We start from the raw sequence: 12894 nt of genomic DNA, 5'->3' as shown, positions 1-12894 counted from the left end.
TACCGCCGCGCAGGCTGCAGTTTGTGCGTATGCTGGTTGACTAGGAATAGTACTAAAGGTATTATGGGAATAAGTAAAACTTAGCTAAAAGACTGGGAACGGGAAGAGTAGGCGGTCAGCCCTTCAGAGAGCGGAATTGTTAGTGCTGTGATTTTCCGCAGGATGTTTGCCACCGAAGTCGCCCCGGAGTCGCCCTTCTGAACCTGCCGCCGTTCGTACGGCCTGCAGTGTAGGATGCGGCCGGACGCAGCCGTTATCTGCATGAGTGTCGCGCTAAGCTCCGGGAACCGCAGGTGACCGGGCACAGGTGTATTTGCTGCTAGCGCGAAACAAAGGTGGTACCGCGAAAGAATGGCCTTTCGTCCTTTGAGACGAAAGGCCTTTTTGTATTTTCACAAGCGAATAAGAAGGCTTCAACTCAAACCGTATCTTAATGGAGGTTCAGAACATGGCTGATCAAGGCAAAGCGGCAGAGATGCTGCCGGACACGCAGGAAGCGGCAGCGCAGGCTGCGGCTGACAATAGCACTAAGAACGACATGCCGACTACGTACGATCCGAAAGCGGCAGAGCACAAATGGTACACCTACTGGATGGAGAATGAATTCTTCAAGGCCGGCCAGCGCCCGGACGCAGAGCCTTACAGCATCGTAATCCCGCCGCCGAACGTAACGGGGATGCTGCATATCGGGCACGCGCTCGACTTCACCCTGCAGGATATTCTGATCCGCACGAAGCGGATGCAGGGCTTTGACACCCTTTGGCTGCCGGGAACGGATCATGCGGGTATTGCTACCCAGACGAAGGTCGAGCAGAAGCTGCGCCAGCAGGGCATTTCCCGTCATGACCTGGGACGCGAGAAGTTTCTGGAGCAGGTATGGGCCTGGAAGGACCAGTACGCCGAAACGATCCATGAGCAATGGGCGAAGATGGGTTTGTCCCTGGACTATTCCCGTGAACGCTTTACTCTGGATGAAGGCTTGACCAAGGGCGTACGCCAGGTCTTTGTAGAGCTGTACCGCAAAGGGCTGATCTACCGCGGCAAGCGTATCATCAACTGGGACCCGGCTGCACGCACGGCTCTGTCGGATATCGAGGTTGAGTACAAAGAGGTTAACGGACACCTGTATCACCTGCGTTATCCGCTCAAGGACGGCAGCGGCCACATCACTGTAGCCACAACACGTCCGGAGACGATGCTCGGCGATACTGCGGTAGCCGTGCATCCGAAGGATGAGCGCTACAAGGATCTGATCGGCAAAACGCTGATCCTGCCGATTATCGGCCGTGAAATTCCTATTATTGCTGATGATTACGTAGAGAAGGAATTCGGCAGCGGCGCGGTGAAGATTACTCCGGCTCATGATCCGAATGACTTTGAGGTAGGCCAGCGCCACAATCTGCCGCAGATTAACGTGATGGATGAAGGCGGCGTAATGAATGAGGAAGCGGGGCCTTATAACGGCCAGGACCGCAGCGAATGCCGCAAGAACATCGTTGCAGATCTGAAGGAGCAGGGCGTCCTGATCTCGATCGAAGATCACGTACACCAGGTAGGACACAGCGAGCGCTCCGGCGCCGTAGTTGAACCTTATCTGTCCACCCAGTGGTTCGTAAAAATGCAGCCGCTGGCTGAGGTTGCCATCAATGCACAAAAGGAGGGCAACGGGGTTAATTTTGTTCCTGAGCGTTTCGAGAAGACCTACCTGAACTGGATCGAAAATGTACGTGACTGGTGTATCTCCCGCCAGCTGTGGTGGGGACACCGTATTCCGGCCTGGTACTCGGAATCTACAGGCGAAGTATTCGTAGCCTATAGCGAGGAAGAAGCCCGCGAAATAAGCGGACTGGATGATCTGAAGCAGGATGAGGACGTGCTTGATACCTGGTTCAGCTCGAACCTCTGGCCGTTCGCCACAATGGGCTGGCCTGACGAGAACAGCAGTGACTATCAGCGTTACTATCCGAACAACGTGCTTGTTACCGGTTACGATATTATCTATTTCTGGGTAGCGCGCATGATCTTCTCTGCCTTTGAATTTACCGGCCAAAAGCCGTTCGCCGATGTATTCATGCATGGTCTGGTACGTGATGCCGACGGCCGCAAAATGTCCAAATCGCTCGGCAACGGGATCGACCCGCTGGATGTTATTGAACAGTACGGTGCGGATGCTATGCGCTATATGATTTCAACAGGTATTACTGCCGGCCAGGATCTTCGTTTCCGGATGGAAAAGGTTGAGCAGGCCCGTAATTTCGCCAACAAGATCTGGAACGCATCGCGCTTCGCGCTGATGAATCTGGAGGGCGTAAACTTTGCAGATATTGACATTACAGGCGAGCTTACAACGGCTGACCGCTGGATTTTGCACCGCCTGAACGAAACTTCCCGCGATATTACGCGTCTAATTGACTCGTACGAGTACGGTGAGACCGGCCGTCTGCTGTACAACTTTATCTGGGATGACCTGTGTGACTGGTATATCGAGTTCGCGAAGCTGTCGCTGTACGGCAGCGATACGGCTGCCAAAGCCAAAACCCAATCGGTGCTCGCCTACGTGCTCGACCGCACGCTGCGCCTGATTCACCCGTTCATGCCGTTCATTACCGAGGAGATCTGGCAGCATCTGCCGCATGACGGCGCAACCATTACGCTGGCAGAGTGGCCTAAGTACGATGCAGCGCTTGAGAGCCCTGAGGCAGTGGCCGAAATGAACCTGCTGATGGACGTCATCCGTGCAGTACGCAACATCCGTGCAGAGGTTAATGTGCCGATGAGCAAAAAGGTAGAGCTGATCATCAAGGCTGGCAGCGCAGAAACACTCAGCATTATCAGCCGCAATGACAATTACATCGGACGCTTCTGCAACACGTCTTCGTTTGAAGCCGGACTGGAACCGCAGACGCCGGACAAAGTAATGTCCGCTGTCGTTACCGGAGCAGAGCTGCTGCTGCCGCTGTCGGGGCTGATCGATATTGACCAGGAAATCCTCCGGCTCGAAAAAGAAGTGCAGACGCTGAACAGTGAAGTGGAACGCGTTGAGAAAAAGCTTGGCAATCAGGGCTTTGTTGCCAAGGCTCCGGCTAAAGTCATCGAAGAGGAACGGGCGAAGCAGGCGGATTATTCCGCTAAGCGCGAGAAAGTGCTGGCCCGCATCGCAGAGCTGAGAGGATAAGGGATATGGAAGAGATGATCGGGAGCGGTAACGCCGCTCCTTTGGGTTCTTATACAGAAGCGGTGGACTGGATCAACGGGCTGATTCCGTTTGGTATCCGACCGGGGCTGGAGCGGATAGAGCTTCTAATGGAGAAGCTCGGCAACCCGCACCGCCGGCTGAAGTTCATTCATGTGGCAGGAACGAACGGCAAAGGCTCGACCTGCGCTTTTTTAACAAGTGTGCTGCTCAAAAGCGGCTATAGTGTTGGGACGTTCACGTCTCCCTACATCACCAAATTCACCAACCGTTTTCAGTATAACGGTACGGATATCCCTGAAGATACGCTCACTGCGCTTGCTGAGAAGCTGCGCCCCCTGGTAGAGGAAATTGCTGCCGGCGAGCTTGGTTCACCGACGATGTTCGAGGTGGCGACGGCGCTGGCGATCCTCTATTATGCCGAATGCTGTTTCCCTGATGTAGTCGTATGGGAGACGGGGCTTGGGGGAAGGCTGGATGTAACGAACATCGTGCTTCCGGTGGTGTCCGTAATCACCAATGTCGGCCATGACCATACCGATGTGCTTGGCGATACACTGGAGAAGATTGCCTTTGAGAAGGCGGGGATTATTAAGCCGGGTGTTCCTGTAGTCAGCTGTGTCAGCCAGCCGGAGGTTATCTCTGTCCTGAAGGCCAAGGCAGAAGCCAGCCGCTCGACGCTTTATCTGGCCGGGGAGGACTTCAGCTATGCGCTCACCGGCATTGAAGACGGTGTACAGCGCTTCAGCTTCAAGGGGCCGTTCCGCCCGTTTGAGGTTGGCATTGCCATGAAGGGTGAGCATCAGCTCAGCAACGCAGCCGGGGCAATGATGGTGCTGGAGGTCCTTCGCCAGTACATGGCTTTTGTGCTGGATGATGAGGCTGTGCTTGAGGGCTTCCGCGATACCTTCTGGGCCGGACGGCTGGAGGAAGTAAGCAGTCAGCCGCGGATTGTACTTGATGGTGCGCATAATCCCGAAGGTGCAGAGAGCCTGGCAAGAAGCCTGCCGCAGTTTTATCAGTACGGTAAATTAAATTTACTCATGGGGATGCTGGCTAATAAGCATCATGAGTCATACTTCAAGCATATACTGCCTATAGTGGATACGCTCATCCTGACCGAACCGGATTTCCGGAAGAAAATGGACGCGGAGGAACTACAGGCCATCGCAGAACGCCTGCGGGAGAAATATGCCAAGAGCAATTTGGAAATTATTGTAGAACGTAATTGGGGCAAGGCGCTGCAGCTGCTGCAGTCGATTACGTCGGAGAAGGATCTGGCGGTCGTGTCCGGCACGCTGTATCTGATCTCTGATGTGCGCAGTACGCTTTTGCAGCAACCCGATTCTGAAAAAGGCTGGTGACGAACTGTTGGATACTACTGAACGTGTGCATTTTATAGGGATCGGCGGCTACGGAATGAGCGCGATTGCCCGGGTAATGCTGGAGATGGGATATACGGTTACGGGCTCCGATGTGGCAGCCCAGGAATTGACCGAGAAACTGATTGCCAAAGGCGCCAAGGTCTATATCGGACATACGGCGGAGCAGGTTAAAGGTGCAGATCTGGTCGTGTATTCGACCGCACTGGCCAGCGACAATGTGGAATGGGTAGAGGCCGAGCGCCTCAACATCCCGGTGCTGCACCGCTCGCAGATGCTGGCACGGCTGCTCAATGAACGCAAGGGGGTTGCCGTTGCAGGGGCGCACGGCAAAACAACCACCTCCTCGATGATCGCGCTGATCATGGAGGACTGCGGGGTGGACCCTACCTATATTATCGGCGGGGAGATTATGAATGTCGGTACGAATGCCAAGGCAGGACAAGGGGAATTTGTCGTTGCGGAAGCAGACGAAAGCGACGGCTCCTTCCTCCAGTACCACCCCTGGCTGGCGATTGTTACCAATATTGAAGCGGATCATCTGGAGAATTACGGCGGTGACTTCGGCAAGCTGAAGGCTGCTTACGTCCAGTTTATGAATCAGCTGCGTGAAGACGGCACGGCGATTGTATGTGCTGATGATGAGACAGCCAGCTCTCTTTTATCCGAAGTGAAGGGCAGCATCATCACCTACGGCATTGATTCTCCGGATGCAGATTACACCGCGACTGATATTGTGCTGGGTGACAGACAGGTCGCCTATACGATGAACCATCAGGGACAGGTGCTGGGCAAGATTGAGCTGTCCATCCCGGGTAAATACAATCTGTATAACTCCATGGCTGCGGTAATTGCCTGCCTCAAATCCGGCATTGCCTTTGAAGCTGTTGCCGCTGCTATTGTGAAATTTCATGGCGCAAAGCGCCGTTTCCAGGTGCTGGGTGAGTTGAATGATATTCTCGTTATTGATGACTATGCCCATCACCCTACAGAAATACAGGCTACAATCAGTGCAGCCAAGGCTACCGGCAAAAAGATTATCGCCGTGTTCCAGCCGCAGCGCTATACCCGTACCTTCTTCCTGCTGGATGCTTTCAGCCGTGCCTTCAGTGAAGCAGACGAGGTAATCATTACCGACATTTACTCACCGGCCGGTGAAAAGCAGATTGAAGGAGTAACCTCCGCAAGGCTGGTAGAGCTGATTGTGCAGAATAGTAATTCAAGCGCAAGGCATCTGCCGACCAAGGAGGCGGTGCTCGCCGATCTGCAGGGCCGTATCGCTCCGGGTGACCTTGTGCTCACTATGGGCGCAGGCGATATCTGGAAGGTAGGCTATACTCTGGCGGAGGGCCTGCGGGAGCATAAAGCCAAAGAATAGCTTGATTCAAGCTGTACCTGCAGCTTCAGTAATTACGCAATTCAAGCGTATTCCCTCTGGATACTCAGAGGGAATACGCTTTATTTATAGTTTTCGGGTTCCCCGCAAAGTACCTTGGTCAGCATCCATGATATGCCTGCTTTGTGGGGTTATTTGCTGGTCAATTCTTAGAGGGTGTCTGCCGATAATAAACATGGAGTGCTGGAATACGCAATAATAACGTTACTGATCCCCGGACATTTGGTGGTGTGGCTATGGATTTTCAGCTTGATATCGGAACCTTATTGTATCTTTTTATCTTTGGTAATTTATTTACGGGGCTTCTGATTACCTTCTACCGCTTCCATTCACCGAAAGATATGGCTTCAGCCCTGTTCATCGGCAGTAAATGGGTGCAGGTGCTTTTTTGGAGCTCCATGCTGCTATGGGATTATTTGCCGCATAAGCTGATGATTCCGCTCAGCAACCTCCTGATCCTGCTTGGGGGATTGCTGGAAATCACAGCGTTAATGATGATGATGGACATTTTCGGACGGAAGGCCAAGCTGTATTTTGCGGTATTGACGGCTGTAAGTGTGGCCAGCTTTTGCATTATTGCACTGTTCTTTAACCAGGCCAACCTTCGTGTGGCTTCAGCTTCGCTGTCTGTGCTGCTCTATGTCCTCTATCCGGCTGTCCGGCTGACGGCAGGCAAGGAGACGCCTCCGCTGCAGCGGATTACCGGTTTTGTTTTTTATGGAATTGCCTTTACTATGCTGGGCCGCTTCTTCGTAGCGCTGTTTTTTGAACCGCAGATGGGTGCGTTATCGGCCAATATGGCGCAGTATCTTTATTATGTGGGCATGTTTTTCATGCTCGTAACGGGGACCGCAGCCTTTATCCTTCTTTCCAATGAGCATTCCTATGAAAAGCTGAAAAGAATTGCTACCTACGACTCCCTCACCGGTATCCTTAGCCGCAGGGCATTTTTGCTTGAGGCGGAGCTGAAGCTTGCCCTTGCTGTGAAGAAGGGACAGGCCTATTCCCTGCTGCTGCTGGATCTTGATCATTTCAAGAGGATTAATGATACCTACGGGCATGATAAGGGGGATACGGTTCTGCAGGAGTTTGCTTTTACAGTGGAGAACAATCTTGGCAACGGCGATTTATTCGGCCGGGTAGGCGGAGAGGAATTTGCTGCCGTGCTGTACGGTCCGGATGAAGCTGACAGCAGCCTCAAGGCAGAACAGCTTCGCAAGGCGGTGGCAGAAGCTTCACAAGCCGGCGGACACATTGAGTATACGGTAAGCATCGGTATCATTACGGTTCTGCCCGATCCGCGGGCCTCGGTAAATATGCTCTTAAAGCTGTGTGACCGGGCACTCTACCAGGCTAAGCAGGAAGGAAGAAACCGGGTTGTCCGTTACAGCTTCCGGGATTAGTAATGCCGGGGCTACATAAAAGAGATCAGGAATATTACGGGCAGGAAGGTGAGTCTCATCGCGACAGCTGTCAGTTTTGATTTTGCTACATTGCTGGTATGCCTTTTTATCGTAAATCTGTTTACAGTACTGTTCATGCTGTCGTACCGCTCGCGTTATTCGGAAGGAAGCAGGCTGAGGGCGTATATTAGCGCCAAGCTGCTTCAGCTGCTGATCTGGCCGCTGCTTGTACTGGAGGCGGCAGCCGGACTGCACGGACTCCGGCTGCCTGTCTTGCTCTTATGCATGGCGGGGGGGACGGGAGAGGCCTTTGCCCTTCTCAAGCTGCTGGGAGCATACACCGGAGGAATAAAGCGGCTGTATTACGGGCTTGCCGGCATATCAGGCGCAGGTATTCTTCTGCTGGAACGGCTGCTCCCTTCAGCGGCTCCGGCAGGCGCGCTGGCTGCAGCCGCCGGAGCGGCTATGATTGCCTATCCGGTCTATCTGCTCTGTGTGAAGCTCAAGCAGACTCCGCTGCAAAAGCTCATAGGGGTACTCTACAGCTTAGTTGTTATCGCACTGCTCGGACAGGCAGTCTGCTTATTATGGGCAGAGCCCCTGACTGGGACCCGGGTTTCTGCCTTGCTGCAGGGCATGTTCTATATCAGCCTTTACCTGCTGATGTTTCTGGGTACGGCAGGGTATATGCTGCTCTCACGGGAGCATACCTACGCCGAGCTAGAGCGTGTGGCTACCTATGACGAGCTTACGGGCATCCTGAACCGCCGGGCTTTTGTGCTGAGAGCCCGCCCGATGATGGCTGCGGCAGCTAAAGAGGGCTGGCCCTTCTCCTTTCTGCTGATTGACGTTGACCATTTCAAGCATATTAACGATACCTTCGGCCATGACACGGGAGACAAGGTGCTGTGGGATTTCTCACGCAAGATTGAAGGCCAGCTGAGCAGCAGTGACCTGTTCGGCAGGTTCGGCGGTGAGGAATTCGCTGTGCTGCTGCACAGGGCTGATGAAGCAGACAGCGAGGAGATTGCCGAACGGCTTAGACGGTGTGTGCTTGGTGCCGTTATTGATGACACTCTCCTGCCGTATACGGTCAGTATCGGAGTCATTACGATCCGCTCCGAGAAGCGGATCACCCTGAACAGATTATACAGGCTGACGGATATTGCCTTATACCAGGCCAAGCAGAAAGGCAGGAACCGGGTGGCAAGAACCTATGAATATAGCGTTTTATCAGATGAGACAGTACCTTCCTCTTTATGAGCGGGGTGCTTTTTTTTGCTCAAACGATATTTTTTTTAAATGTGAAATTATTTTTAAATAAAGTTAAATAATTCAGGACCGGTAACATTCTGAATCTACTGAAGACGAAATAAGTGGTGGACCTGCTGGTAACATGAACTATTTTCCGAATATTCATGCCGCATCTTATTTCATCAGCGAGATATATCCCCTGATCAAAACGGAGTTTCCGGATGTCAAATGGTATATTGTCGGCCGGGATGTTTATCCGGATGTCGCTGCCCTCGCTGAAAAAGACCGATCCATTATCATTACCGGCTATGTTGAAATTGTTGCCGGCTATGTGCGTAAAGGTGCAGTTGTGATTGTACCCCTGCTGGAAGGCAGCGGTAGCCGGCTTAAAATACTGGAGTCCGCCTGTGGTCTCAATCTCCATCGGGGCGGAGGGCCTACTCTGTGAATACGGCAATAATATTCTTATTGCTGACAGCCCGGCTGCCTTTGCCGGCTGTGTGCTGCAGCTTCTCCGGGACAGGGAGCGCGGAAAACAGCTTGCGGATCATGCATACCGGACGCTGCTGACCCACTATGAGGCGGGGAGTGTCAAGAAGAAGGTGCTGAGCCTGGTCTGAAGTTGCGCATATTTACAACTTTTCAAAAAAATCTCCCATAAATCGACAGTCTTCCCCGGCAAATTGCGCTACTATTGATCTACAACTAAAGTTTCATAACGGGCGGCCGGATTAAGAATCCGGCTTGCTTTTTCTGCGGAACAGGCAGGGGGTCCGTTATTTATACAGACCGAGGAGTTAGAGAAATGAGAGAAAAGATGCTGTACCTGTCCGCCCGGAACCGGGGGCCGGAGGAAGATGTAGAGGAAGAAGCGCGCACCGAAGGGATGATCCGCATCCTGATGGAGCGATTTGATATTGATCTGCTGGAGTTTTGCAGGAGCGGCCGCAACACCCAGCTGAGGCCTGATCCTGCGTTAAGGATACATGCCGTCACGCCGGCGCCGAGGCCGCATATGATTCTGAGGAATTCGCTCAACAAGCTGCGCGGCAGCGCTTTTCATACAGAGACGGATAAGGATCTGCAGGCCGAGATCAGGCGCCTGTGTAAATCCAATGCATATACCCATGTTTTTATTACAAGGAACCTGCCGGGCAGCTGCATTGATCTTCTGTCATCACTGCTGCCGGATGCTGTTATTATTACGGATGCCCAGCGTCAGGAGAGCAGGCAGGCTGAAAGCAAGGCTGCCGGCAAACGCGGCTTAAGCAGACGCTATCATATGCTTAATGCAGTACTGTCCAGGCGTGATGAACGCAGGCTGATGAACAAAACCGGGCTTTTGCTGACTGCATCGGAGTGGGAGGCCTTATCCTTCAAGGCGCTGTCCTTTGCGGATGCCGGCAAGGTACATGTTATCCCGCAATTCATCGACCTTGACGACTATGCTTACGATGATCCGGCTATCAAGGAGGATGCGGTTCTGCTTCACTGGAATATGCACACAAGCCAGGGCAGGGATGCCGCGCTCACTTTTTACAAGAAGATATATCCGCTGGTTAAGGAGAAGGTCCCGCATTGCAAATGTTATATAGTCGCCCGGGAGATTCATCCTGAGGTAGCCGCACTGGCCAAGCTTGATTCGTCTGTGATTGTTGTTGATGTCGGAGATGCGTATGAATACATACGGCGTTCCAAAGCGGTTATCGCCTCCATGCGTGAGGGCTGCGGCGGACAGCGGCGCATTCTGGAGGCATGGGCGCTGCGTACGCCGGTGGTTACCGGTGTGAAAAGCGCAGAAGGCCTGACCTGTGAACCGGGACGCAACATCCTGCTGGCCGGCACCACGGGAGAAATTGCCGACCAGGTGCTGAAGCTGCTGCAGACGCCGGAGCTGGGGGCCATTATCGCCGACCAGGCATACCGGACATTGCTGAAGCATTATGAAGCCGGCAATGTTAAGGCTAAGGTACTTAGCCTGGTGTAAAGATTTTATTCTCCCAAAATAGCATATTCCCCTCCTCTCTATCATATCTTCTATTAACGAACTCTAGATAGTGGGGTGTGGAAGTTGAGTAACGGGAAGATGACGTTCCGCTTTGATACAGGCACAGGTAAGGACGGACAAGCAGGTAAGGGCGGAGAGCTGGATTCCGGCAGCGGATATCTCGGCACCGCCAGGGACTACAGCACTAACCGGTATAATAGTGCTGACAGTCATAATAGTACCGGCAGGCCTGATAGCGTTGACAGTGATTACAGCGGACGAGAACAAAATGATAACCCGGGCAAGAGTTATATTACAGCGCCGCATCGTAATATTGATGCTCCGGGAGAGGTATGGCCGTATAATGCAGCCGGCAATTCTGCCGGAGGGGATCAGTATGGAGGCTATAAAAACAGAACGGTTGAACCTGCACCGCAGCCTGACCGGTACAAGGAATGGGTGGATCTCAGCCATGGACCCGGACCTGTTAGAAGCTCAGACTCTTCCTTATTCCGTCCTGACCCGTTGACTGGCCTGCGGGAGACAACAACGCGCCGTATTCCGGATGATGTGCAAGAGGAAGAGTACGGATACAGTGCCCGTTATAATGAGGATACGGACAACGGGGAGCTCCGGGAATTCGGGGATATATCCTACTCCGGACTCAGCTACGGCACCAGCGGCTCCTATCAGACCCGCCGGCCGGCCAGCTGGTGGAAATTTGCGCTATCCATTACAGGAGCGCTTGGTACAGGCTTGCTGCTTGGTTATGCAGCCTTGAACTTTATCAGCGGCGTGAACGACAGCGGAGACGGACGTACGCTGCCGGCAGTTGTGCAGAACGGAGCCGCCGGAGGCGCAGCTGGACAACCGGTTGATCCGGCTACAGGACTGCCGGCCGCCGGAGAGAACAGTACCGCCGGCCGTATTCCGGTTGCAATTGCTGCGCAGAGTTACTATCTGCTGCAATACGGGGTTTTCAGCACTCCTGCCGGAGCAGAGAAGGCACAGCAGGAGCTGCTTGCAGCGGGGCTTGCCGCCGGAACCGATCCCGACGGGGGAAACCGCGTGTATGCGGGGATTTCTCCTGACCGTGAGCAGGCCAAGCTTCTGAGCAGCGGACTGCAGCATCAGGGCATTGAGCTCTACGTCCGGGAGGTAACGCTGCCGGCTGCGGAGCAGGCTGCTTTTGCCGGGCAGGCGGAGGCAGTGAACAGCTATTTCGCAGTCAGCGCTGAGCTGCTGAATGAGCTGAGCAGCCTGTCCGCGACGCTGCTCAGCGGAGCCGGCGGTGCAGCGGATACCGCCGCTGTCACGGATCTTCATATGCGCTGGACCGAAGCGGTCAAAGCATTGGAGCCTGGATTAAGCGCGGAGGGCCAGAGCCTGTGCGCCGGCCTGGAGAAATCGGCGAGCCAGGGAATTGCTGCTCTGAACGAATACAATAAGAATCAGGCACAGGGCCTTCTCTGGGAGGTGCAGGAATCGGTGATGAGCTTCCTCTCCGGCCAGAAGACCCTGCTGTCATTACTTGAATAGTGTAAAACAAGCATCCCCTGGCTGCGCTAATGCGTAGTACCGGGGGATGTTTTTGTGTCCTGAGGTCATTGTGCTTGAAATTCATCCTACGAGGATGAGTGATGGAGGGGGATAGAAGGATGGTAGAGGATTAATGTAGGGCTGATGAATAAATTAGGTGGAAATTCGTCACCTAATTCCTGACCAGCCATCAAAAAAAGGATGTTAGTGGAAAAAAAGACACTTAATTTGCCGGATTCCGCCGTAATCAGGGCTTTTGGCTAAATTAAGCGACTAATTTCCAACTAATGATTAGAAAATTTGAGAATTAGAGGAATTAACTGGCGAAAATCCAACTAAATTTAGAGGCCTACGTCTGCGGAACTTTTGGGCCGCTAACCGAGCCACCGGGCACCCCAGCAACTGAGCTACACAACCACACAGCTATCGAGCCACCCAGCAACTAAGCAATTGAGCACCCGAGCAACTGAGCACCCGAGCAACTGAGCACCCGAGCAACTGAGCACCCCAGCAACTGAGCACCCGAGCACCCGAGCACCCGAGCACCGAGCACCCGAGCAACTGAGCACCCGAGCAACTGAGCACCCGAGCAACTGAGCACCCGAGCAACTGAGCACCCGAGCAACTGAGCACCCGAGCAACTGAGCACCCGAGCAACTGAGCACCCGAGCAACTGAGCACCCGAGCAACTGAGCACCCGAGCAACTGAGCACCCGAGCAACTGAGCACCCGAGCAACTG

Annotated in this window: 9 protein-coding genes and 1 other annotated feature; all 9 genes read left to right on the top strand. The window is 53.6% G+C overall.

Features of this window, described 5'->3' with window-relative positions; genetic code table 11:
* Window positions 1–85 precede the first annotated feature (85 nt).
* Window positions 86–370, top strand: a binding site (T-box leader).
* 105 nt (window positions 371–475) lie between these two features.
* Entirely contained in the window at window positions 476–3175 is a 2700-nt protein-coding gene (locus tag R70331_RS23805) for a valine--tRNA ligase (protein WP_042183151.1), read from the top strand.
* Between the two features lie 5 nt (window positions 3176–3180).
* The gene (locus R70331_RS23800; RefSeq protein ID WP_042179805.1) at window positions 3181–4557 is read left to right on the top strand and encodes a bifunctional folylpolyglutamate synthase/dihydrofolate synthase; all 1377 of its coding nucleotides are present in this window, start codon (window positions 3181–3183) and stop codon (window positions 4555–4557) included.
* A 7-nt stretch (window positions 4558–4564) separates the two neighbouring features.
* A complete protein-coding gene (gene murC / locus R70331_RS23795) occupies window positions 4565–5953 on the top strand; it encodes a UDP-N-acetylmuramate--L-alanine ligase (protein WP_042179803.1) in 1389 nt (462 codons plus the stop codon).
* 254 nt (window positions 5954–6207) lie between these two features.
* A complete protein-coding gene (locus R70331_RS23790) occupies window positions 6208–7374 on the top strand; it encodes a GGDEF domain-containing protein (protein WP_042179800.1) in 1167 nt (388 codons plus the stop codon).
* Between the two features lie 48 nt (window positions 7375–7422).
* A complete protein-coding gene (locus R70331_RS30695) occupies window positions 7423–8637 on the top strand; it encodes a GGDEF domain-containing protein (RefSeq protein WP_052419187.1) in 1215 nt (404 codons plus the stop codon).
* Window positions 8638–8770: 133 nt separating this feature from the next.
* Window positions 8771–9076, top strand: a complete 306-nt coding sequence (locus tag R70331_RS23780) for a glycosyltransferase family 4 protein (protein ID WP_042179797.1) — start codon at window positions 8771–8773, stop codon at window positions 9074–9076.
* On the top strand, window positions 9036–9248 hold the full coding sequence (locus tag R70331_RS31695) for a hypothetical protein (protein ID WP_156131181.1): 213 nt from the start codon (window positions 9036–9038) through the stop codon (window positions 9246–9248). Before R70331_RS23780 ends, R70331_RS31695 begins: the two co-directional genes overlap by 41 nt.
* A 185-nt stretch (window positions 9249–9433) precedes the next feature.
* The gene (locus R70331_RS23775) at window positions 9434–10615 is read left to right on the top strand and encodes a glycosyltransferase (RefSeq protein WP_042179795.1); all 1182 of its coding nucleotides are present in this window, start codon (window positions 9434–9436) and stop codon (window positions 10613–10615) included.
* A gap of 84 nt (window positions 10616–10699) precedes the next feature.
* Window positions 10700–12154 carry an SPOR domain-containing protein gene (locus R70331_RS23770; protein WP_052419186.1) on the top strand — a complete coding sequence of 485 codons (1455 nt, stop codon included), beginning with the start codon at window positions 10700–10702 and terminating at the stop codon, window positions 12152–12154.
* Window positions 12155–12894: the final 740 nt, after the last annotated feature.

The sequence above is a fragment of the Paenibacillus sp. FSL R7-0331 genome (assembly GCF_000758645.1).
In the GTDB taxonomy this organism is placed as follows: Bacteria; Bacillota; Bacilli; order Paenibacillales; family Paenibacillaceae; genus Paenibacillus_AQ; species Paenibacillus_AQ camerounensis.
Note: the sequence above shows the minus strand (reverse complement) of the source record. Positions and strands in the feature narration are given on the sequence as shown.

Bases quoted from the DNA above. Each gene is read 5' to 3' on its own strand.
- R70331_RS23780 (WP_042179797.1), top strand. From the start codon at position 8,771: ATGAACTATTTTCCGAATATTCATGCCGCATCTTATTTCATCAGCGAG.
- R70331_RS23790 (WP_042179800.1), top strand. From the start codon at position 6,208: ATGGATTTTCAGCTTGATATCGGAACCTTATTGTATCTTTTTATCTTT.
- R70331_RS23800 (WP_042179805.1), top strand. From the start codon at position 3,181: ATGGAAGAGATGATCGGGAGCGGTAACGCCGCTCCTTTGGGTTCTTAT.
- R70331_RS23805 (WP_042183151.1), top strand. From the start codon at position 476: ATGCTGCCGGACACGCAGGAAGCGGCAGCGCAGGCTGCGGCTGACAAT.
- R70331_RS23775 (WP_042179795.1), top strand. From the start codon at position 9,434: ATGAGAGAAAAGATGCTGTACCTGTCCGCCCGGAACCGGGGGCCGGAG.